This is a genomic window from Proteocatella sphenisci DSM 23131, assembly GCF_000423525.1.
Lineage (GTDB): Bacteria > Bacillota > Clostridia > Peptostreptococcales > Filifactoraceae > Proteocatella > Proteocatella sphenisci.
This window is the reverse complement of record NZ_AUID01000021.1, coordinates 1-25013: the sequence shown is the minus strand read 5'-3', so window position 1 is coordinate 25013 and position 25013 is coordinate 1. Positions and strand designations below refer to the sequence as shown.

17 protein-coding genes and 1 riboswitch are annotated in these 25013 nt (G+C 38.3%); of the genes, 13 read left to right on the top strand and 4 right to left on the bottom strand.

All coding sequences use genetic code 11. The features are described 5' to 3' along the window. Positions 1-31: 31 nt before the first annotated feature. Positions 32-1663: a Na+/H+ antiporter NhaC family protein gene (locus tag G558_RS12835; RefSeq protein ID WP_051188610.1), complete on the bottom strand. Its 1632-nt coding sequence runs from the start codon at positions 1661-1663 to the stop codon at positions 32-34. 223 nt (positions 1664-1886) lie between these two features. Between G558_RS12835 and G558_RS13440 the strand changes: the two genes are divergently transcribed. Then, positions 1887-4490, top strand: coding sequence for a bifunctional diguanylate cyclase/phosphodiesterase (locus G558_RS13440; protein ID WP_051188609.1), 2604 nt, complete (start codon positions 1887-1889; stop codon positions 4488-4490). A gap of 81 nt (positions 4491-4571) precedes the next feature. Here G558_RS13440 and G558_RS0108685 read toward each other — a convergent pair whose 3' ends face one another. Then, on the bottom strand, positions 4572-5126 hold the full coding sequence (locus G558_RS0108685; protein WP_028829832.1) for a helix-turn-helix domain-containing protein: 555 nt from the start codon (positions 5124-5126) through the stop codon (positions 4572-4574). Between the two features lie 196 nt (positions 5127-5322). Here G558_RS0108685 and G558_RS0108680 point away from each other — a divergent pair, with 196 nt between their 5' ends. The 9 genes from G558_RS0108680 to aspD all read left to right on the top strand — a co-directional run bounded on the left by G558_RS0108680 (position 5323) and on the right by aspD (position 16968). Next, positions 5323-6681, top strand: coding sequence for an APC family permease (locus tag G558_RS0108680; RefSeq protein WP_051188608.1), 1359 nt, complete (start codon positions 5323-5325; stop codon positions 6679-6681). A 140-nt stretch (positions 6682-6821) separates the two neighbouring features. Continuing rightward, positions 6822-7005, top strand: a riboswitch (cobalamin riboswitch). Between the two features lie 101 nt (positions 7006-7106). Then, positions 7107-7529, top strand: a complete 423-nt coding sequence (tsaA, locus tag G558_RS0108675; protein ID WP_028829830.1) for a tRNA (N6-threonylcarbamoyladenosine(37)-N6)-methyltransferase TrmO — start codon at positions 7107-7109, stop codon at positions 7527-7529. Then, complete coding sequence (locus tag G558_RS0108670; protein ID WP_036931839.1) at positions 7526-8578, top strand: FecCD family ABC transporter permease; 1053 nt, start codon at positions 7526-7528, stop codon at positions 8576-8578. Before tsaA ends, G558_RS0108670 begins: the two co-directional genes overlap by 4 nt. Beyond that, positions 8575-9327 carry an ABC transporter ATP-binding protein gene (locus G558_RS0108665; protein WP_028829828.1) on the top strand — a complete coding sequence of 251 codons (753 nt, stop codon included), beginning with the start codon at positions 8575-8577 and terminating at the stop codon, positions 9325-9327. Before G558_RS0108670 ends, G558_RS0108665 begins: the two co-directional genes overlap by 4 nt. An 8-nt stretch (positions 9328-9335) precedes the next feature. Further along, positions 9336-10445 (top strand): iron ABC transporter substrate-binding protein, encoded by a 1110-nt coding sequence (locus G558_RS0108660; protein ID WP_028829827.1) that lies wholly within the window; start codon positions 9336-9338, stop codon positions 10443-10445. 225 nt (positions 10446-10670) lie between these two features. After that, positions 10671-10832 carry a hypothetical protein gene (locus G558_RS13985; protein ID WP_156888535.1) on the top strand — a complete coding sequence of 54 codons (162 nt, stop codon included), beginning with the start codon at positions 10671-10673 and terminating at the stop codon, positions 10830-10832. Between the two features lie 196 nt (positions 10833-11028). Then, positions 11029-14202, top strand: a complete 3174-nt coding sequence (locus G558_RS0108650; protein WP_028829826.1) for a DEAD/DEAH box helicase — start codon at positions 11029-11031, stop codon at positions 14200-14202. Between the two features lie 77 nt (positions 14203-14279). Continuing rightward, positions 14280-15320: a PDDEXK nuclease domain-containing protein gene (locus G558_RS0108645; RefSeq protein ID WP_028829825.1), complete on the top strand. Its 1041-nt coding sequence runs from the start codon at positions 14280-14282 to the stop codon at positions 15318-15320. Between the two features lie 16 nt (positions 15321-15336). Next, positions 15337-16968 (top strand): aspartate 4-decarboxylase, encoded by a 1632-nt coding sequence (aspD, locus tag G558_RS0108640; RefSeq protein ID WP_028829824.1) that lies wholly within the window; start codon positions 15337-15339, stop codon positions 16966-16968. 1 nt (position 16969) lies between these two features. On the opposite strand, the gene G558_RS13435 is transcribed toward aspD, so the two are convergent. Then, positions 16970-18667, bottom strand: coding sequence for a DUF5301 domain-containing protein (locus tag G558_RS13435; RefSeq protein ID WP_051188607.1), 1698 nt, complete (start codon positions 18665-18667; stop codon positions 16970-16972). A gap of 2 nt (positions 18668-18669) precedes the next feature. After that, complete coding sequence (locus tag G558_RS0108630; RefSeq protein WP_028829823.1) at positions 18670-19032, bottom strand: BlaI/MecI/CopY family transcriptional regulator; 363 nt, start codon at positions 19030-19032, stop codon at positions 18670-18672. A gap of 182 nt (positions 19033-19214) precedes the next feature. Between G558_RS0108630 and G558_RS0108625 the strand changes: the two genes are divergently transcribed. The 3 genes from G558_RS0108625 to G558_RS0108610 all read left to right on the top strand — a co-directional run bounded on the left by G558_RS0108625 (position 19215) and on the right by G558_RS0108610 (position 24935). Continuing rightward, a complete protein-coding gene (locus G558_RS0108625; RefSeq protein WP_028829822.1) occupies positions 19215-19946 on the top strand; it encodes a LytR/AlgR family response regulator transcription factor in 732 nt (243 codons plus the stop codon). Between the two features lie 852 nt (positions 19947-20798). Continuing rightward, on the top strand, positions 20799-21269 hold the full coding sequence (locus G558_RS0108615; RefSeq protein WP_169337716.1) for a GHKL domain-containing protein: 471 nt from the start codon (positions 20799-20801) through the stop codon (positions 21267-21269). A gap of 207 nt (positions 21270-21476) precedes the next feature. After that, entirely contained in the window at positions 21477-24935 is a 3459-nt protein-coding gene (locus G558_RS0108610) for an S-layer homology domain-containing protein (protein ID WP_028829819.1), read from the top strand. Positions 24936-25013: the final 78 nt, after the last annotated feature.

Genomic DNA, 25013 nt, shown 5'->3' with positions numbered 1-25013 from the left:
CCTTTTGATATCAGGGGTTTTACTTTAAGGATTAAACCTGCGCTTCAGAATCTTCTATATCCTGGAAATTGTGTTCTACAATATCTTTGATCATAGAATTCGCATAATCTTCATCCATATCATATTTCTTTATATAGTACTTGTGAAGAACGTTTTGGAGTACAACTAGAATTGCAACTCCAATAGGAAGAAGTACAAAAGGACTCACTCTTGTAAATCCATATATAGTGTAAAGCACAGCTATGACACCACCAACGGTAAGTGCATAAGGAAGTTGAGTCTGTACGTGATCTATATGGTCAGCCCCTGAAAATATGGAAGCCATAACAGTTGTATCAGATACAGGAGAAGCATGATCTCCAAGTATAGCTCCAGAAAGCACTGCGCCAGACATTGCTATGGCAACGTTTACATCTCCAGTAAGCGAATAAGCAAGAGGTATAGCGAGTGGAGTCATTATAGCCATAGTTCCCCATGAAGTACCAGTTGCAAAAGCAACTCCAATAGAAAGAAGAAGTATAAGCGGTGGAAGCAGTCCAAAGGGGATATTGTCACCAATCAGATGAATAACATACTGAGCCAGTCCAAGTTCCTTTGTTATAGATCCAAGAGACCACGCCATTATAAGGATGGCACCGGTAAGTACCATGAGCTTAAATCCATCAACTATACATGTCATAGTTTCATCAAAATTCATTATTTTGCTTGAAAGAGCGATTACAATTCCAGTAAGAGCCATTACAAAAGAACCCCATAGCAGAGCAGACCTTGCATCACACGTCTCAAGAACTGCCATTATGCCCTGGGGTGCAGCTTCTCTTCCAGTCCAGTATATACCAATTAATATAGTGGCAAGTGAAAGCACTATAGGAAGCACAAATGATTTTATCATGGGCTTTGTCTTTTTTGGTTCACCAAGGTCAGAACCAACATTAAGCATAGGGTTTGCGCCGTCTCTCGTAAATTTTCCTGTAGTCATGCATCTCATCTCAGCCTTAAGCATTGGTCCGTAATCTTTTCCTGTATACATAAGGATTCCTACAAATATAAGGGTAAGAATCGAATACATGTTAAAGGGTATACTTCTTATGTAGGCAGCAACAGGTTGTATCTCGGTTATTCCGGCAACGTCGAGTCCCTGACCTATCATTCCTATCTGATAGGCTATCCAGTCAGAAATAAATATAGCAGCCGCTGGAGCCGCAGTAGAATCCAGTACATAAGAAAACTTTTCAGATGAAATCCTGTATTCACGGCAGATATCACGAAATACGTTTCCGTCAACCGCGGCAACAAGACAGTCATTTATAGACGTTCCCATTCCAAGTCCCCATGTAGCAAGACATACAGAGCGTCGAGTCTTGAACCTCTTTTTAGCAGCCTCAGCAAGTGCAAAACTTCCGCCCAGTCTCCATATAAAAGAAATACCAACTCCCATAAACATGGTAAATAAAAGCAGCATAGCATTAGACGGGTCCGTCATGTTTTCAATAATGACCGCCAGTGAATATCCAACTCCAGCTATGGGGTTCCATCCCGAAATAACAAGAGCCCCAGTAAAAAGTCCAGCAAAAAGTGAAATAAGAACCTGCTTTGTGATAAAGCAAAGAGATATTGCAACCACGGGTGGAAGCAGGCATAAGATTCCATAAGAAACATCCATAATTTTTTTCCTCCTTTGTATTTTTACTATATATAAGCATTAATCGTGCCAAAAAGGCACAATTGACAAGAGTAGATGACAAATTGCCACAGCAATCAACCCCAATGTGGCAATAAAATAATTATCAACAATTACTCACAATATCTTAAACTATTTTATAAAATTGTCGATAGTACTTCTATGATGATAAAAAATTAGAAATCAACATAGAAGCAGGTGTTAGATGTTTAAAAACAGTTCCATAAGAAGAAAATTAATAGCAGGAATAATACTGGGAGGAATGATACCAAGTCTCATAGGAAGCATTTATATTGTTGACAGTTCAAGAAACTGGATGTACAAAAACAATTTAGATAACAACAAAATCATGCTTGAGCAGATGGCAGTTTATGTTGATGGAGTAATTTTGAAAAATATGGAAGGCATTGTCGGTGCGGTTTCACAAGAAGAAAGACTTATGACAGCAAGCGGCAGTATAAAAAAATATACAGAATTTTCACCTCAAATTCTCTCTCAGGAACCATCCCAAAAAGAAAAAGAAATCTATGACTTATTCAAAAATATAACAGAGAATAACGAAAATATCACCTTCATATCATTTGGGACTTCAGATGGAGGTTATGTTGAATATCCGCAGTTCAATCCAAAAGAGTCATACGACCCAAGAAGTAGAGACTGGTACAAAAATGCCCTGGAAAAAGAAGGGGTATCCATATCAGAACCCTACCTTACAAAAGTTAGTGGCGAGATAGTGGTAAGCGTTGACAAAAGAGTAATAAATGAAGGAAAGACGGTCGGTGTAATTAGCCTGACCATAAACATAGAAAAATTCATATCAAGCCTTAAAATGACAAAATACGGGAAAACCGGATATGTGAGCATACTTAGCAGCGAAGGAGTCTTTATAAACTCGCCCGCAAATCCAGACTGGCTTATGAAACAATCATCAGAAGTCCTTCCTCAGGTGTATGGAGAATATAGGAGTGTAGACGGAGATTTTTATGAAAGTGAGTTTAAAGGAGAATCGGGAACAAGCACAAAGGTAATAAGCACATATGAATCCCCTTACAGTGGCTGGAAATATATATCAGTAATAGACAAAAGCGAAGTAATGGATGAAGTAACCAGATGGGTAAGCTTTTTGATAATCACAATCACCTCGATAATACTCATAACAGTATTTATAATAATATTCCTTTCAGGCTATATAACAAAACCCATACTTAAAATATCAAAAATGATAAACAAGATGTCATCTTTTGACTTCGAAGATTACGAAAATCGCAGTCTCGAAGAATACAATATAAGGAAGGATGAAATAGGGGAAATATCCAGAGCAATGAGTGGAATGCAAAAAAACTTTACCGAGTTGAAAAACAATATTTATGATATGGATCTTCAAATCAAGAATATAGATATCAGCGAAAGTGGATTAAACAAGCTCACAATGTCAAAAGAAAACCCATTTTCAAGAGTAGCAGACTCTGTAAACGATCTTCTTGGAAGAGTCAATAAATATGTGGAAAAAATAAAAACACAAAATGAGCACATACACTTTCTTGCACATAATGACATTATGACAAAGCTTCCAAACAGAATCAGATTCAATGAAAAACTCCAGGAAGTTATAAATTCAGGGGCAAAGGGTGGAGTAATCCTAATAGACATAGATGATTTCAAAGGAATAAACGATTCCATGGGCCATATGTATGGAGATAAGGTAATAAGCACAGTAGCTCAAAGACTGACTGAGATATCTGATAAACTAACCTTCGTATCAAGATTTGGAGGAGACGAATTTCTCATACTCTATGAATACAAAGATGACATTCACGACCTTGTAAGCTATATACTCAATATATTCGTAGCGATGGAAAAAGAATTTGAGATAGAGCAAAACAAGATAAAAATAGAGATTAGTGTAGGGGTATCAGTATTTCCTAAAGACAGCTCAGACGTAGATGAACTCATGATGTATGCAGATATTGCCATGTACACAGTGAAAAACTCTGGCAAGAACAACTACGCCTTTTTTAACATACCAATGGCACAAAACCTTAAAAGGAACATGGAGATAAAGAAAATCTTGAGTGAAGCCATAGAATCAGAAGCATTCAAGATACTCTATCAGCCCCAGGTAGAATTAAAAACTGGGGAAATAGTTGGATTTGAAGCCCTTGTGAGACTGAAAAATCACAATATATCACCTGGAGAATTTATACCAGTAGCAGAAGAAAATGGGACCATAATACCAATAGGCAGACTTGTTACCAGAATGGCCATAGAACAGATGAAAACATGGAGTGACAGAGGACTTGAGCCAAAGCCCGTGGCCATAAACTTTTCAGCAGTCCAGATACATGATATAGGCTACAAGAGCTACCTTATGAGCCTGCTCAAAGAAAACGAAATAGATCCGCAAATGATAACAATAGAAATAACAGAAGGAATATTTTTGGAGCATAAAGACACCACCATATATCTACTCAAAGAACTTAGATCACATGGAATAAAGATAGCCATAGACGATTTTGGGACAGGGTTTTCATCACTGAGCTACCTTACAACCCTGCCCATAGACTGTATAAAATTTGACCGTATGCTGAGCATGAAATTCCTTGAAGTTGAAGATATAAGCGTTATAAAAAGCCTTATATCACTGTCACACGGCCTGGATCTCAAAGTAGTGGCAGAAGGAATAGAAGACCTGAAACAAGTTGAAAAACTAAAAGATGGAAACTGTGACACAATACAAGGCTACTATTTCAGCAAACCTCTTGAGGCAAAAGACGCAGAAGCCATATATAATCACAAATATGAAGTGTAAAAAATATTATATATACAAAAACAAGAAGATATCCACAAAATTATGCAAAATTGTGGATATCTTCTTGTTTTTGTACTAAACTTATCTGTTGTAATAAATAATCGAGTGAAGCGAGCAAGGAGATGATGACGAATTTCTGTACTCGTGAGCCTTATCAGCATGAAATCTGATAGAATCACCCTCAGACAAAAGGTAGATTTGACCATCTATACTCAGTTCAAAACTGCCACAACATACATATATGTATTCATCAACACCGCTTCCATGAGACTCAGACCTGTGTACACAATCAGACTCCAGATCCACTATAAGGACCTCAAAATCCCTCCTGGGATCATATTTAAATGTAGGATATATGGTGTATTTCGAATTCATGTCAGTAATGTGCTGCAAGTCTCCCTTCTTGATTATTACAAGTTCTTCAGGCTTTTCCTCAAAAAGCGAAGTAGAAGATATATGGAGTCCGCTTGATATCTTCCATAAGGTAGACACAGAAGGATTGGTCTCACCACGTTCAATCTGGCCGATCATCCCCTTGCTGACACCAGTCATTTCGGAAACCTTATCCAGACTCAGCCCCATATTTCTTCGATACCTGTTAAGATTGTTTCCTATGATTTTATTGATATTATCCAAACGCGTCGACTCCTTTATGTAAAAAAAATGTCTATAAATAATTTTATCACAAATATTAGCATCACTCAATACACTAATTTTTCGGATAAAAATATGTTGTACACTGCAAAACCACATGATATAATATAAAACGTTGTCGGTACAAAATAACGTACTAAAGAAACAATATATTAGACAGAATAAAGGAGATTTATTTATGGAATCAAAAGTATCAAAAGTAAACAATGCAGAAGTATCAACTGCAGGCGAGCTTAAAAAGACACTTGGCCTTGTTCCGGCACTTGCAATAGTAGTAGGAATGGTAATAGGATCAGGAGTATTTTTTAAACCCACAGCCGTATTTACAGCTACAGGAGCTCCTGGACTTGGACTTATAGCATGGATAATAGGTGGGGTCATAACTATATGTGGAGGTCTTACTGTAGCAGAAATAGCAGCAGCAATACCAAGAACAGGTGGAATGATAACGTACCTCGAAGAAACATACGGACCAGTGTGGGCGTATCTTCTTGGCTGGGCACAGACAGTAATATATTTCCCCGCAACGATTGCAGCTCAGGCTATAATATTTGCAACACAGGCAGTATCACTGATGACGCTGTCAGATTCACTCATTACCCCGATAGCAATAGCAATAATGCTCTTCCTTATATTCATGAATATACTGGGGTCAAAAACAGGCGGAATCATACAGACACTTGCAACTATAGGTAAATTAGTACCACTTTTTGGAATTATAATAGCAGGACTCATGACTGACGGTGGTGGTATAGTAAGACTGGTACCAATCACGGCACTTGATCATCCCTTTGTAACGAGCCTTGGTTCAGCACTGATAGGGATAATGTTTGCATACGACGGCTGGATAAACGTTGGAGCAATAGCAGGAGAGATGAAAAATCCAGGTAAAGACCTTCCGAAAGCAATAGTTGGAGGACTTACACTCGTAATGGGAGTATATCTTCTGGTAAACGTTGCATATCTGTTCGTACTTACAGCGCCAGAACTTGCAGGAACACCTACACCAGCAGCAGACGTTGCAAATGTGTTGTTTGGAGCAAGCGGTGGAAAAGTAATAACAGTAGGAATCCTTATATCAATATTTGGAGCACTTAACGGATATATAATGACAGGAATGAGAATTCCATACGCTATGGCAAAAGAAAATAAACTGCCATTTAGTGAATTTTTTGCAAAGCTTCATCCAAAATTCCAGACACCAGCAAACGCAGGACTACTGCTTGCAGCAATATCAGTAGTAATGATATTTTCAGGAAAATTTGATCAGCTTACAGACCTTGTAATGTTCGTAATCTGGATATTCTATACAATGACATTTGTATCAGTATTTATACTGAGAAAACAACAACCAGATCTACACAGACCATACAAAGTGCCACTATATCCAATCGTACCTATAATAGCAATAGCAGGTGGAGCATATATAGTTATAAACACTTTGTTCACGCAGCCACTTAATGCAGCTATAGGACTTGTGATTACAGTAATAGGACTGCCTATATACTATGTGAGAAAAAGCAAATTTACGAAATAAACCATTGATAAAATAATATAAAAACCAAATGACTCTCATTTCAGATAAGAACCCTGAATTGAGAGTCATTTTCAATTGACATCGAAAAGTAATTGTGATATGCTAAAAACGAAAATTATGAAAATTGAATAGTGTTTGAGATTATATCTCTGTATATAAGTGCCCTATGTATTACAAAGGGCTTAAAAGGGAAGTTGGGTTAAATGCCCACGCGGTCCCGCCACCGTAAAAGAAGAGTTGTTTCAGTATGCCACTGGGAAACCGGGAAGGTTGAAACAATGATGAAGCTTGAGCCGGTAGACCTGCTTATAAACAACACGCAATCCTGCGAGAGACGGGATCTGTGTAAAGCAAAGGCGGATAAATCTGTCTGTAACTTTAAGCATTTCTGTGTCACAGGGATGTTTATTTTTTTGGAGGAAAATATGATATTAAAAGAGATTGGAAAAATCAAAAGCCCTTACAAGGTAAAAGGGGAAGCGCCAAGACAGGGAAAGCTGTCAAAAGAAACTATGATCCTGGAGATGTTTCCTGAATTCAGAGATGCCATGTACGGACTCGAAGAAGGCCAGAACATAGTGGTGATCTACTGGGGAGATAGGGCAGACAGGGCAGCTCTGAGGACAGTTCCACCGGGAAAAGACAGGGAATACGGAGTTTTTGCGACCCGTTCTCCAAACCGTCCAAACCCGCTTGCTCTCAACGTAGCAAAAATAATGAGCATAGATGAGGAAAAACTTGAAGTCGTAGGACTTGATGCCTTAGACAACAGCCCGCTTCTGGACATAAAGATATATATACCTGCAATGGACAGCCTGGAAAATGAAAAGAATGAGCAAGAATCATGATAAAGAACGCCTATGAACAGCAGACACAGAGAAACAGATATATACTCTCGGCGCTGGCTCTGGCAATCATGGTTTGTGCATATATCGCACTAAACACAGGTTCGGCCCAGGCACATATTGGCAGCGTATTAAAAACCCTGATCCTTCAGGGAGATAAATTTGCAGATATCGTAATATGGAAGATAAGGCTGCCTCGAATCCTGGGAGGTATCGTTGCAGGAGCAGGACTTGCCGTCTCAGGATGCATAATGCAGACAAGCCTCAAAAATCCTATAGCATCACCATCCACGCTGGGTATATCAAATGCAGCCGCATTTGGAGCCAACCTCTCCATTGTTCTGGCAGGAGAAGGGAGATACAACAGCTCCTCAGCAAATCCCATATTCATCGAGAACCCGTATATGGTGAGCATATTTGCATTTTCATTCTCTATGATAGCTATGACATGGATACTGGCCCTGGCCAGAAACAGAGGATTTACCCCGGAATCAGTAGTACTTGCAGGAGTTGCAATAGGCTCTCTTTTTACTGCAGGATCAACCCTTCTACAGTACTTTGCCGACGACGTCCAGATAGCATCCATGGTGTTTTGGACATTTGGAGACCTGGGGAGGATAACCTGGAAAGAACTGGGGATAATGAGTATTACAGTAGCAGCCGGAACACTTTACTTTCTGTTCAACAGATGGAACTATAATGCCCTTGACAGCGGAGAAGCAACTGCAAAGAGCCTCGGGGTAAACGTAGAAAATCTGAGATTTACAGGGATGTTCCTGGCATCGCTCATAACAGCAGTCACTGTCTCATTCGTGGGAATAATAGGATTTGTAGGACTTATAGCGCCTCAGATAATGAGAAGGCTGACAGGAGAGGATCACAGGCTGCTTATACCATCAGCAGTTCTGACAGGAAGCCTCATACTTCTCGTATCAGACACGGCAGCAAGGACAATCATAGCACCTATAGTGCTTCCCGTAGGGACCATAACCTCCTTTCTGGGGGCACCGCTGTTCCTGTATCTTCTTATGAAAGGAGCAAAACAGAAATGAGATTAAGTATCGAAGGAGTAGAATTTTCATATCCAGGAAATCCCGTACTCGAAGACATCTGCTTCAGGGCGGCACCGGAAGAGTTCGTTGCAGTGCTTGGAACAAATGGGACAGGCAAGACCACTCTTTTGAAATGCATAAATCTGATCCTCGAACCGGAAAAAGGGACCGTGCTGATAGAAAACAGATGCACCAGAGACCATTCCCGCAAAGAGCTTGCCCAAAAGATGAGCTATGTAGAACAGAGGAAAGTCAGCAACCGGATAAAAGTATTCAATGCCATACTTCTTGGAAGAAAACCCTATATAAAATGGGATGCCACAAGAGAAGACATAGAGATAGCACACAGAGCAATAGAAAGCCTGGGGCTGAAAAGATATGAAAATAGGTACATAGACGAGCTGAGCGGCGGCGAACTGCAGATGGTAATGATAGCGAGAGCCATAGCACAGAATCCCAAAGTCATACTTATGGACGAGCCAACGAATCATCTCGACCTGAGGAATCAGCTCGATGTACTTGACGTAATCAAAAAAGCAGTAAGAGAAAATCATCTTACAGCCATAGTGGCAATGCACGACATAAACCTCGCCCTGCGCTATGCAGACAGATTCATACTCATGAAGGACAAGGGAGTTTTTGCAGCCGGCGGAAAAGAGATAATAACGGCCTCGAATATAGAAGAAATATACTCAGTGCCGGTGAACATAATAAAATGTGAAAATCATACAGTGGTAGTACCTAAATAGGAGGAAAAATGAAAAAAATCATAAACTGCTTACTCATCATTACATTATTAGCGTCCCTCATGACGCTTACAGGCTGTACAGGAAGCGCAGGTTCAGCAGAATCACAGCCAGATTCAACGGAAAAAAAGCTTATCGCTGACATATTGGGACGTGAAGTAGAAATTCTCGGTTCAGTATCAAAAGTCGCAGTTACAGGCGTAGGCGCACTGAGACTCTACGCATACTCAGCTGATCTTGAAAAACTTGCAGGTGTAGAGGCCGTAGAGCATGAAGACGCACCGGGAAGACCATACACACAGATAAATCAGGAGATCTTCAGATCTCTTCCTGTGATCGGACAGGGTGGACCAAATGGCGGAAACGACCCTGAAAAGATCCTTGGAGTATCACCGGACGTGATATTTACGACATATGAAAATCCAGACGAGCTGCAAAGCACGCTGGGAATACCTGTAATAGCAATAGGATACGGAGCAAACGGGCTTTTTGACGAGCAGGTATACCAGTCGCTAAATATAATCGGAGAAGTAATGGGAACGCAGGAAAAAGCAGAAACAGTAGTTTCATACATGCAGTCGTGCGCAAAGGACCTCAAAGAGCGGACTGAGAGCATAGAGACACAAGATAGGGCACAGGCATATGTAGGAGCACTGGGAAGCAAGGGAGCCAAAGGCATAGAAAGCACAAGGGGAGGCTTTGTGATATTTGACTCGCTCAATGTAGACAACGTAGCAGATGAAACCGGAAAAACAGGAAGCCTTATGATAGACAAAGAACAGCTTTTCGTATGGGACCCCGAGTTTATCTTCCTGGATCTGAATGGACTTGTTCACGTAAAAGAAGACTACATGAACAACAAAGAGTTTTATGAATCGCTCAGTGCATTCAGGAATCACAAAGTATACGGGCAGATGCCATACAACTTCCTTACTACAAACATAGATACAGCCATGGTAAACGCATACTTCACAGGCAAGACCGTATATCCGGAAGCATTTGCAGACCTGGATCCAGAGGAAAAAGCAGACGAGATATATGAGACGCTTCTGGGAAAGTCATTCTACCAGCAGATGAAAGACACGTTCGGTGGATTTGGACCCTTGGAATCACTTGAGTAAAAAAGAACCGTCGCAGTCCTTGGGATGGCAAACAGCGGACCTATCGCAAGATACCCCTGGCACACAAGTATTATCCAAAGAGTCACCTGCCATGCAACCGTACTTATAATGTAAAACTTACCCAGAACAAGTACAAGCAGATATGCAAACGCAGGACTCCTGCTTGCTGTAATATCAGTATCCATACTTAGAAAACAACAGCCAGATCTACACAGACCATACAGAGTGTCACTATATCCAATCATACCTATAATAGCAATAGCAGGTGGAGCATATATAGTTATAAACACCTTGTTCACTCAGCCGCTCAATGCAGCTATAGGACTTGTTATTACAGTAATAGGACTGGCTATATACTATTCAAGAAAAAGCAAATTTACGAAATAAAAGATAAAAATATAAAAATTCATGTGTATTTTATAAAAAATCAGCGCCGTTGAGACGCTGATTTTTTATTGCGTCTTTTTCTCTTGTTTTTACTTATATGAATTTCAAACTAATATGCTGTTTAAATAAATTTCTAATATGTTATACTTAAGGAAGACAATTGTGCGTTCAAATTTATGCAAAAAGGTGGGATATTATGTTGAAACGGGGAATTTATGAGCAGGTAATAAGTAGGGATATAGGTAGAGCGCTTGACGATAATAAAGATATTATCAAGACGGTTGAGAAGATAGATGAAGCAGAGTCCTCAACTATATTAGCAAAATACATAACAGAAATAATTGAAAAGGGTCTAAATCAAATCAATGACGGAAAAGAAGTAGTAAAAAGTAAAATAGAATTAGTTAATAAGATAGTTAATGTGATTTCAGAGACAGTTGGAGACTTAGATTTCGATGATTTTGCTGTAGATGAAAGAGCTGAACAGTTACTAGCTATATTGGATTCTAAAAACAATATTAATGCAATTACCAATTCTACAGAAGTAGTCAGGCCGGAGACTTCAATGTCTATGACTTCTCTTTTTACAGGCTCAGGACACGAACCGAGTATGTATACAGAATTGAAAAAAGAGATAGTTTCAAGTAATCGAATAGATATGTTGGTTTCTTTTATAAAATGGAGTGGTTTGGTAAAGATAATAGAAGAATTAAGAGAGTTTACGCAAAATGGTGGAGAGCTGAGAATAATAACTACTTCATATATGGGAGCCACAGACTTAAAAGCAGTTGAAGAACTCAGAAAGCTTCAAAACACTCAAATACGAGTATCTTATGATACAAAAAGAACGAGATTACATGCTAAAACATATGTTTTTTATAGAGACACAGGATTTACTACAGCGTATGTTGGTTCATCGAATTTATCGAATGCAGCGATATCAGGTGGACTGGAATGGAATGTAAAGCTTACAGAAAAAGATTCCAAACAAACGATAAGAAAAATTGAAGCAACTTTAGAATCGTATTGGAATTCATACGAGTTTGAAGATTATACAGGAGAGAGTAAGGCGAAATTGGAAATGGCTTTAGAGGCCGAGAGGTACTATAAGGAAAAAAATAGTATGGTGTTCAATTTTGATGTAACACCATACCCATACCAACAAGAAATTCTGGATAAATTGCAAACAGAAAGAATTGTAAGAGGTAGTTACAAAAATCTCATTGTGGCAGCGACAGGAACAGGTAAGACCGTAATTTCAGCTTTTGATTACAAAAATCATTGCATTCAAAATCCAGAAAAACAAAATAATTTACTATTTGTTACTCATAGAAAAGAAATTCTTGAACAGGCGATGAATTGCTTTAGGGGAATTTTGAAAGATAACAACTTTGGAGAATTATTTGTAGGAGAATATAAGCCAAAGGATGTAAAGCACCTTTTTGTTTCAGTGCAGACGCTTAATTCTCAAAAGTTATGGGATAAATTTTCAAAGGATTTTTATGACTACATAATAATTGATGAAACTCATCACGCCAAGGCAGATTCGTATCAAGTAATATTTGATCATTTTACTCCTAAAATATTACTTGGGCTGACAGCTACGCCAGAACGTATGGACGGAGAGAGCATTCTTGATTATTTTGATAACAGGATAGCAGCAGAAATAAGGCTTCCAGAAGCTATAGAGAGAAAACTACTTTCTCCTTTCCAATATTTTGGAGTAAGTGATACTGTAGACTTGGATTCATTAAAATGGGCAAAAGGTGGATATGAAAAAAAAGCACTCTCGGAGTTGTATACCGGATATAAGAACGACGAAGACGGTAGTATAATAAAACTCGAAAACGTAGTTGCACAAAAACGTGCACAGCTTATTGTAAATTCTTTAGATAGATATATAGCGGATATGAGAGATGTAAAAGGCTTAGGCTTTTGCGTAACAGTAGATCATGCACAATATATGGCAGAGTATTTTAATAAGTGCGGTATTAGTTCTATTGCACTTACTGGGAATTCTGGTACAGAAGATAGAAATACAGCTAAAGCAAAGCTTGTAAGGGGAGATGTTAAATTTATTTTTGTAGTAGATATTTATAATGAAGGTGTAGATATTCCGGAAATCAATACGGTTTTATTTCTGAGGCCTACAGAAAGCATAACAATATTTCTTCAGCAATTGGGAAGAGGACTTAGACTTGCAGAAAACAAAGACTGCCTTACAGTACTAGATTTTATAGGTATGGCAAACAAAAAATATAATTTTTCAGACAAATTAGGATCACTTTTATCAAACAGTTCCAGAAGTGTAGAAAGAGAAATAAAGGATGATTTTATTTCAGTACCAAAAGGATGTTATATACATCTTGAAAAAAAGGCGAAAGAAGCCATACTGAAAAATATAAAAAGTTCACTCGGAACTACAGCGGGAATAGTATCAAAAATAATTTCATATGGCGAAGATGCTGAAATTCCAATTACTCTTAAAAATTTCTTAGATTACTATCACTTCAGCGAAAAAGAAATATACAGATGGGGAACGTTCTCGAGATTATGCGTAAGAGCAGGACTTAAAGATGATTTTAATGAAGAATTGGAACAAGTGATGGAAAAAGCACTTAAGAGAATATGTCATATAGACTCAAGAAGATGGATTAAATTTATTATTAACATTTTGAGTGATATAGAAGGCCTCGACTTAAGAAAATTTAGTCAAGGAGAGATAAGGATGCTCCAAATGCTTCAATTTACAATCTGGCAAAAACCATTAGAAGAATGCGGATTTTCAAATCATAAAGAAGCTTTAGATATATTTAAAAACAATCCAAATATGTTAGCTGAGTTTATAGAATTATTAGAATACAGATATGAAGAAATAGACTTTATAGATGAAAAGATCGAACTTGGATTCGAGTGTCCGTTGGACCTTTATTGTAACTACTCAAGAGATCAAATTTTGGTAGCTATGGACTATATGAAACCATTAAGCATGGTACAAGGAGTAAAATATTTAGAAGATAAAAATGTTGACATTTTCTTCATTACGCTTAATAAAAGCGAAAAGCATTACTCGCCAACTACCATGTATGAAGACTATTCAATAAATAATATCTTATTCCACTGGCAGAGCCAAAGCAAGACGGCTGAAAATTCGCAAACTGGACAAAGATATATAAACCATAAAAAAATGAACAGTCAAGTGTTACTGTTCGTAAGAGAACAAAAGAACGATATTCTGGGGGCTATGCCGTACACATTCTTAGGAAAAGCAGACTATGTAAGTCACAAAGACTCAAAACCTATGAGCATTATTTGGAAACTAGAAAAACCAACTCCAGCCAAGTATTTAATGAAAACATCTGTGAATTAAATTTTTAATTTATATGATTTTAATAACTGCGATAACTAAAATAATTTTTTAGAAATACTAAAAGGATGGGAATTGTTATGTTAGATCTTCAAAATCAATCTGTTATAAATGAAATCAAGCAAATATTAACTGAAGCAAGAGAAAAAGTTGCGCGAACCGTAAACAATGAACTTTTATTAGCTTATTGGAATATCGGGAGAGTTATTGTAGAAAGCGAACAAGCAGGTTCAGAAAAGGCAGAGTATGGCAAGCAATTACTAAAGTCGCTATCTAAAGAACTGACCAGGGAGCTTGGCAAAGGTTTTTCGCGCTCTAATCTACAAAATATGAGACTGTTATATTTAAACTATCCAATTTGCCAGTCACTGTCTGGCAAATTAAGTTTTACGCATTACTGTGAATTATTTTCGGTGTCAGATAAAAATGCTAGATCTTTCTACGAGCAGGAGGCACAAAACTCAAATTGGTCTGTACGTGAGTTGAAAAGACAGATTAATACATCTTTATTTGAGAGACTTTTACTCTCTAATGGAGATGTTAATAAGGAAAAGGTACTATCTCTTGCAAAGCAAGGTGCTATTTATGCTAAACCGAATGATATATTGAAAGATCCCTATGTATTTGAGTTCTTAGGTATTCCAGAAAACAAACCAATGCTTGAGAAAGATTTGGAAAAGGCCTTAATTGTAAAAATAGAAAAGTTTCTTCTTGAGCTGGGTCGAGGTTTTATGTTCGTAGGCTCGCAGCAGAGAATCACTTTGGGAAATACGCATTACTATGTAGATATGGTGTTTTACAATAAAATCCTAAGAGCATATGTTTTGATAGATTTGAAGATGGGGAGTCTCAAACCAGAAAATATTGGACAGATGAATATGTATGTAAATTATTATGCAAATGAGGTAAATGACGACGGTGACGATAAACCGATAGGTATAATTCTATGTGCAGATGCTTCGGAAATTGTTGCAGAATATGCACTTGGTGGTCTTGAGAACCAGATTTTTGCATCGAAATATGTTTACTATATTCCTAATAAAGATGAGCTTATTCAGCAAGTACAGTCGGTTATAAATGATATTGGGGAAATACAAGAATCAGAAAATATAAAAAAATAATTAATCTGGAGGAAATATGTATAATTCAAGTATTCAACGTGAAGAAATTGAAAGGGTTTATGGAAAGATAAGTCCCTTTGAGCTTAAAGATAAATTGATAAATCTTGCAGAGGATTCGAGAAAGGGAAGTGCGCATTCCTTACTGGATGCAGGCAGGGGAAATCCCAACTGGATAGCCGCAACGCCAAGGGAAGCGTTTTTTACTTTTGGACAGTTTGCGGTTTCTGAAAGTCGCAGGGTATGGAACGAAGGCGATCTTGCGGGAATGCCAAAGAAGGAAGGAATAGCGGGGCGATTTAAGGCGTACATAAAAAACAATCCCGATGCGCCGGGGATTGAACTTCTGATGAAGATGATAAATTACGGGGTTACAGTAAAATGTTTTAATGCAGATGACTGGATTCATGAACTTGTGGATGGAATAATAGGTGACAACTACCCTCATCCAGACAGAATGCTTCGTCATGTGGAACTTGTAGTTAATGACTACCTGATTCAGGAGCTCTGTTATAATGAACCTCTTGAAGGCAAGTTTGATACATTTGCGGTGGAAGGTGCAACTGCAGGAATGTGCTATATTTTTGATTCCCTTATAGCGAACAATATATTATCCAAAGGCGATAAAATAGCACTGATGACACCGATTTTTACTCCATATCTGGAGATTCCTCATTTGCCGAGATATAATTTTGAAGTAGTCAATATTTGCGCGGATGAAATGGATGAAGAGGGAAGACACACATGGCAGTATCCTGAGAGTGAAATGGATAAATTGAGAGATACTTCTATAAAAGCTTTGTTTGTAGTCAATCCAAACAATCCACCTTCAGTTGCGATGAGGCCTGAAAGTGTAAAACAGCTTAAGCATATAGTTGATAATTCCAATCCGGATTTAATGATTATTTCAGATGATGTCTACAGTACTTTTGTGGATAATTTCTGCTCCATAATGGCTGATCTGCCATACAATACTATTGGGGTTTATTCATATTCAAAATATTTTGGGGTTACTGGATGGCGCCTTGGAACTATAGCACTTTATGAGGACAATGTTTTTGACAAGTTGTTAAGAGAGCAGGATGAGGATAAAAAGGAAAGGGCCAGAAAGCGCTACTGCGGACTTTCAACTGACCCTGATAAAATTCTTTTTATAGACAGAATTGTTGCAGACAGCCGTCAGGTTGCCCTAAACCATACTGCAGGGCTTTCGACTCCTCAGCAGGTACAGATGGCATTCTTTTCACTGTTTGCAATAGTTGATAAAGAAAACCGATATAAGAAACTGACAAACGATATATGCCGCCGCCGCAAGCAGCTTTTGTTTGATGGACTGGGTATTAAGATGAAGGAAGATCCTTATGATGCATCTTACTACACTCAATTTGACCTGCTTGAATGGGCAAATAGAAACTATAATGATGGGTTTGTAAAGTATCTTCAGGAAAATTACAAACCGGTAGATATTTTAATACAGTTAGCGGAAAAGTCTTCCATAGTTTTATTAGACGGCGGCGGATTTAATGCTCCTAAGTGGTCAATAAGGATATCTCTTGCAAATCTTAATGATAAAGCATATTCTACAATTGGAGAAAATCTCCTGAATGTCTTGGAAATGTATGCTACAAAATGGAGAGAAAGCAAACGGTAATCTATTCTTGTTTGATCAATTCCATCAGTTTTTCTGGACTTATTGCAAAGCTGCGGACATCGCTGCCTGCAGTATGATCTGCCCACTCACGAGTATTGGTAAATGATACTTCACGGCTGCCGTCTTTTAGTAGGGCATTAACAGCATCTGCATTATCTACCAGAGCCATTAATAGCAATGCGTTTTTTCTAAACATATCAGCTGCGGGGTTATCTGGAGCACCATATTTTTCAATAGATTCAGCTGTAACTGAATACACAATTTTGATGCTGTATGGCTGAGAAGCGGTCTGGAGTTCAAGATGGTCATACTGCAAACCTTCTGGAACGGGAAGCAGTCCAAGCAGTGTTGAAACAGCGTTATTATCTCCAATATATTGCGTGCGGGCATTCCACAAATCTATAACATTATATTGCAAATATTCGCCTGCATTTGATTTATAGAGACTGGAAATAGAATCGCTGTCCCCTGCATTTATCTTGTAAATGCCAGAATAAGGTTGTTCGATGTAATTTTTTCTGCCGTCATTGTATAAATAAAATGTTTGCGTAGTTGAACCAAGGATGTCTATTTTAAAATAGTTTTTAACGCTTGGAGAGTCATTTACCGAATCTTTGAGCGTTTTATTTGTGTTTTCAAAAGCATTCAGCACAGTTTGAATATCTTTATTATCTGAGATTTCAATGGCCCCAAGGCTTATTCCCTCATTAATCTGTTCTATTCTTATGCTGGACACTTTATCATCAGGCGTAAGTATAACAGGTTCATTTTTGGGATTTGAAAGCAGGCCTGTTCCAATGATTACAACAATTATAAGTGTAACGCTGATTACCCAAAATGAAGGTTTTTTGTAGTTGAGTACATTTTTGACTCTTTCTTTTGTATCTCCTTCACCAAAAGCAAGCGGAGCACCTCCTGCGATTCGTCTGCCTGTTGAGAGGGTGAGAAGTGAAGCTGAATAATCTTTTTTTATGTCGTTTCCGAGCTGTTTGATCACGGCTTCATCACAGGCCATCTCCATATCTTTACTGCTGGCGAAAAATGAAACCCACACAAGTGGATTAAACCAGTGAATACATAATGCCAAAAAGCTTAGGATCTTGATTATATGATCAAATCTTTTGAGGTGAGTTTGTTCATGAAGTAATATATATTTCATTTGTGCACTGCTCAGATTTGCGGGCATATAAATTCGCGGATGGAAAACGCCAACAACAAAGGCGGTGCTGATTCTGTCTGAAAGAAATATATTATCTTCATAAAGCGTGGCATCTTTCAGGCGTTTTTGCAGATGCACCAGAGAGAAAATGCTGTATATCAGCAAAAGAGCTATGCCGATAATCCAGAGCAGGCTTCCGGCAAAAATCCAGATCTGAATAGGATTTACGCTTGCGTATGGAGTAGCTGAAGGGAGAACAGAATTTATAGCATTGTTTACGGATGCGATTCCGGTATCTATCTTTGGCGCATTCATGTAGATTATATCTTGTGAAATGGGATTTGTCCGCGCAGGCAAAAGGCTGTACATGCTCTCAAAGGAAAAAGGACACAAGAGCCTGAATATTACCACAGACCAAAGGGCATAGGAAAATGCCTTGGGAACTCTTTTCAAAAAGAGTCTTGCTGCCAGGACAAAAGCTATAACAAGGCCTCCTGTAAAGCTCATATTCAAAACCTGCAGAAATATTTTATCAAGCATGTTTATTCCTCCTTGTGATCATCAATGAGCTTTTGTATCTCTTTTATTTCATTTTCACTGAGTTTTTTTCTACGTGTAAAGGCTGCTAAAAATCTTGGAAGAGATCCATCAAATGCCTCACTCAAAAACTGTTCTCCCTTTGCCGCCCCAAATTCATTTTTAGACATAAGAGAAGTCACAGTACCATTATTGTTTTGAAATATTTTTCTTTCACACAAACGTTTGAGCATGGTATAGGTAGTGGAGCGTTTCCAGGCAAATTCGTTTTCGCAAAGCTCGGTAAGTGTGCGGGAACTGACGGGTTCATTTTCCCAAATCAGATCGGCAAATCGCTGCTCCATCTCGCCCAATTTATATTTTTCCATATTATAATCCTCCTGTCGTATATCATTAGACCATATTCAGTCTAACACCATTAGACAGAGGTGTCAATATCTGCAGATGTAACTCTTCTTACACTATGATATTTGATACAAAAATGGTACAATCAATGTATAAAAAAACACAGGATAATTAGTGAACAACTTGATGAATGGAAGGCGAATTTATGATTAATATTGCAATTTGTGATGACGAACCTCAAGAACTTGAGCGCGCTCAGATTTTTCTTGGAAAATACATACAAGAGCATCCACAATATGAAATAACAATAGTTTCATTTTCTGCGCCCTTAGAGTTGTTATCTTATGTGGAAGAGCATGGATCCTTTGATGTATTTCTTTTAGATGTTTACATGGCTGGGATGCTTGGTACAGATGCGGCGCGCGAACTGCGCCAGCTTGATGACAGCGGAGAAATTATATTTCTTACAACCTCACGAGACCACGCTATTGACGCGTTTGAAGTAGATGCTGCAAAGTATCTGATTAAACCATATACAGAAAATACTATTTTTTCAGCTTTAGACAAAGTGCTAGGTCGCTTAAAAGTAGAAAGACGTCACATAATTACACTCAAGACATCAGAGGGAATGGTTCGTCTTTTTACGAGAGATGTGGTATTTACTCAAACGGGTAGAAATAATTATCAGATCGTTCACACGATTCAAGGTGAAAGACTGGAAGTGAGAATGACTGCCTCAGAACTTTTTGAACACTTGACACCGGCCAAATATTTCGTAAAATGTGGTGCTTCGATAAACTTAAACTTAAAATACATCAGGCAAATCAGGAAAGATACAATCGTCTTGGATTCGGGTGAACACTTGGCGTACCCTTACCGTGTGTATAAAGAACTTAAAGAACAGTTTCTGTGTTTTCAAATGTCCACGGGGGAATAAGAAACGGAGGAAACCAATTTGATTTACAATATTTTAGTATTCTTATCATTTACAGAGTCAATTATTGGTTTTATACTGATGTCATCTTCAACTATGAAATTTCGGGAGCCCATCAAAAAACGAGTCGTTACAGGATTTTTTATAATGTTTTTAGGCATAAGTCTTCTTTCTTATATACTGTTTACTCAGGGAGCTCATCCGTTAGACAGTTTTTCAATCTTTATTATTTTGGCAATATCGATTTCGTGGTTTTTGATTTGCACAGATGATAGTTTTTTTGTATCGCTCTTTAGTTTCCTTACTTTCGTTAATATCTATGTATCAATAAGCTATGTGAGTGATAATCTGGCTTTCGCTTTCGATGGGAGTGCTTTTATTGGAGCGCGAATCGTGATACGCACTTTGATATATATGATTATTCTTCCGCTGTTGTATAAATATGTAAGAGTGCGTTTTCGGAGATTAGTGGAGACTTTGGATAAGGAGTGGCGACCGGCTACATTGGTGCCATTGATGTTTTTAATAATGCAAATAATGGTAATATATTACCCGACTCCTTACTGGTATTGGACTAATGCCACTTGGTCTAGATTTATTATTATCACTGTTTACATATTGTTCTTGGCAGTGTACTACCTCTTGTACATACAGGCAAATGCCATAGTGGAAAAGTATGCACTTGAAAAACGGCAATTATTGATGGCATAGCAGGAGAAACTCTGGGAATCGGAACTTATTCGACAAAAAGCTACAGCAGCACTGACTTTTCAGCAAAGGCATGATATGCATCACCATAATTCGGTTATAATGGGGCTTTTGCAAAGCAGGGATTTTGACAACCTGAAAGATTATATGACAAGTTTTGATGCAGCACTTGAGGCTAATAATTCCAACTCATATTGCCTTAATCCAATTGCTAACAGCATTTTAAACCTCTATGCAAGTAGAGCAGAGGAGGAAAATATAAAAACTGTTTTTAATGTAAATCTGCCCAATCGAATTGGCATCGATAACATCGATCTCACTTGTGTACTTGGAAATGCATTGGAAAACGCGCTTGAAGGCTGTCTTCGGATGCTAGAGAGCGAGGAAAAGAAAATTACTGTCACTGTTAAATATTTCGACCGTCGTTTACGGGTGAAGGTAGAAAATACCTGTAAATCAGACATTGAATTTCAAGGCGAAATGCCTTTGACACAAAAAACCGGTGGCGGAACGGGAACTAAAAGTATACTATATACCGCCGAACGTTACGACGGTACGGCGGGCTTTTCAGTAATAGATGGAAGATTTGTAACTCAAGTTGTACTAAATGAGAAGTGATATTATTTATAAATAAATATGTTGTGAATGGCTGTCTCTATAAAAGGCAGTCTTTTTTTGTGAAAAACAGGCAATTATACCTAAAATAATAGCAATTACCCCACAAACGGTGTTAATCTTTTATATTTGTTATGATGTAAAATATGTATAAATTAATATTTATTATTTATATTAAGAAACTAAAAACAACACATAGGAGGAGAAAAGATGAAAAAAAAGATACTTAGTACAATACTTACGCTGTGTATGATAGTGACTCTGATACCGATAGGAGTATTCGCAGATTCAGAGGGTATAGCGTTGAATATTGAAGATGGGCCAATTGTTATTGAAGATGATACGGCGAATAGTGACAAAATATGTATCTTACAAGCCTATGATGGATCAACAAATACTGATTTTAGCGTGGTAGATTCGGGTTTAACTACTTTTAATAACGTGCAAGATAGCTCGGTTGATGAAGATGTAGACATTCCAAATTCAGTAGTATCTGTTGACAGCTGGAGTAATCTCAAAACAGCTGTAGAAAATGCACCAACTGATGGAACATTGCAGACTATAGAAATAACCGGTGATTTCTCAAAAGATGGCGATGGAATTAATATTGGAGACGGAAAGAATATTGAAGACGGAAAGAATATTATAATTCAGAGTGGCGCAGGCGGGACTTATACCATAACTCGTGCTAATGATGAGAAGCGAGGTTTCTTTGGAATATATTATGAAGGCAATTCCTTAACGCTTAAAAACATTGTTCTTGATGGAAATGGGGAAAATATTACTGCTACAAGTACTATTATTCATAAACAAGCCGGTTCATTTATCATGGAAAGCGGCGCAGTGATTCAAAATTCGAGGATAGATGAAGGTGGAAATCGTGCCGCAGCTGTTAGCAACGGGGCAGGTGATTTTATAATGAAGCCTGGATCTGAGATTAAAAATGCAGAAAATATTGAAGCAAATGGATCCGGCGGAGTGGTGAACTTCGGAACCTTTATAATGGAAGGGGGAAGCATATCTGGGAGCAAGGGTGCACTCGCCGGCGGGGTTTGCAATTACGACAATGTTACTATAGAGGGTGGAACAATAAGCGGAAATACAGGTAAATATGCCGGAGGAATTCTTAATTATGGTACATTGAGCGTTTCCGGACTTATTAATATAAGTGATAACATAAATACAGATACAGGTGCACCATACAATGTTTATTCCTCAAATATAATCACCGTGGATACAGCGGGATTGGATTCTGGTTCAAGGATTGGAGTGACAATGGATCAGAGCCTGTATGAATCGCAGCCGGTTGATATCACGGGAAATAACAGTGCGGATAACAGCGTCAATTTTAGCAGTGATGATTTAAATTACACTGTAAAAAACAGTGGAACCGGCGAAAATCAGGTAGTGCAGCTTACTGTCCCGGATCCACCGGACACAGAGTCTCCATTCCTTACGGCCGGAGCGGCAGTAAGAACAGGCCATACGGCGGGAAGTGTAAAATTCACCTCAAATGAATCAGGAAGCTACTACTATGAAGTGGTTGAAGCCGGAGCAGGTGAACCTTATATAGATACAGAAGGAGATGGAGAATCCTGCACTACATCAGAAACTACAATAACTGATCCAGCAGGACTTACAGCAGGAGCAAAAGACATCTATATCAGAGTAAAAGATGCTGCAGGAAATGTAAGTTCTGCCATAAAGATAGAAATAGCTGCATACAAAGCACCGGACACAGTATCTCCATTCCTTACAGCCGGAGCAGCAGTAAGAACCGGCCATACGGCGGTAAGTGTAAAATTCACCTCAAATGAGTCCGGAAGCTACTACTATGAAGTGGTTGAAGCCGGAGCAGGTGAACCTTATATAGAGACAGGCGGAGCCGGAGAATCCTGCACTACATCAGAAACTACAATGACTGATCCGGCAGGACTTACAGCAGGAGCAAAAGACATCTATATCAAAGTAAAAGATGCTGCAGGAAATGTAAGTTCTGCCATAAAGATAGAAATAGAAGCATACAAAGAGCCAGACACAACAGCGCCAAGTCTTACAACTGGAGCCGTTACCAGAACCAGTGACACAGCAGGAACAGTAAAGTTTACTTCAAACGAAGCAGGAACTTACTATTACGCAATTGTAGCAGATGGATCCGCAGCGCCGGCAATTAATACAAGCGGAGCTGGAGCAGTCTGTACAACAGCAGAAACAACCATAACCAATCCGACAGGATTGACAGCAGGAGCAAAGGATATCTACATTAAGGTAAAAGATGCAGCTGGAAATGTCAGCACAGTAGTTAAGATAGATATAACGGCCTGCGTAGCGCCAAGTAGCGGTTCGGGCAGCGGAAGTTCTTCTAATGGAATCAGCAAGCCGACTATAGGTAGTGGCATCGTAATTGTAAACGGTAAGGAGCAAAACGCGGGTAATGAAACAAAGACAACAGAGAGCGGAAAATCAACTTCAACTGTGGAAGTCGACAATAAAGTAATTGAAAGTAAAATTGATGAAGCTATTAAAAACAACAAAACAGGGACTGGAAATTTCATCCAAGTGATCGTAGGGGACAAGACCTCAGATATTGCTAAGGTGGAACTTACTGGTGATATAGTTAAGAAACTAGAAGCTAGTAAATTTAATATTTCAGTTAAACAAAATAACATGGAATATATAATCCCGGCAGAAGAATTTGCCATAAGTAAAGTAGCAAAAAATCTTGGTGTATCAGAAACGGATCTGGTAGACATAAAAGTAGAAGTGAAAATTACAAAACTGGATGAAAAAGTTATTAAGGAGTACAAAAAAGTTGCGGAAGCTAACGGCTTGGATCTGATATTACCACCGGTATCTTTTGAAGTAGTAGCTAAAACCATAAAATCAGATGGGACAACTGGAGAAGCTTTGATAAGTAAGTTTAACAACTATGTAGAGCGAGTTATGGAGATTCCTTCAGGTGTAGACCCAGGCAAAATAACAACTGGTATTGTGTTCAACGCAGATGGAACGTATAGCCACGTACCAACGTCATTATACCAAAAGGATGGTAAGTGGTATGCGAGCTTGAATTCTTTGACAAACTCAAACTACTCTGTAATTTGGAATTCGGTTACTGTGAAGTCTGTAGAGAATCATTGGGCTAAGGATGTTGTCAATGATATGGCATCAAGACTCGTAATTTTTAATCCTGAAAATTTTGATCCGAACAAAGCTATTACAAGAGCAGATTTTGCAGAATATATTGTTAGAGCACTGGGACTTTACAGAGAAGGACCTACTCATGAGAATAAGTTCAAGGATGTAAGCAGCGCAGACGAAAGAACACGTGCGATTCTAATAGCAAATGAGTATGGAATTGTAGCAGGATATCCAGATGGAAGGTTTAGACCAGATGCACTTATTACTCGTGAAGAGGCTATGGTTATGTATCAAAGAGTCATGAAGGTAACAAAACTAACTGGAAGTGATAAAGATCGTTATCAAAGCTACACGGACTTTACAAAAGTAAACGACTGGGCAAAAAGTAGTATAAAAGAAGTATTAGCAGCCCACGTTTTTAATGGAAGTAGCAAAACAACTATTTCACCAAAATCAAATCTGACATCTGCAGAATCAGTACAGGCGATTAAAAATATTTTGGTTCAATCAAAACTGATTAATAAATAATGATACAAAAATGGGGCTGTCGGGAAATAGCCCCCAAAGAAAAAAGCGACTAGTTCGCTTTTTTTAATGCAAAAAAAA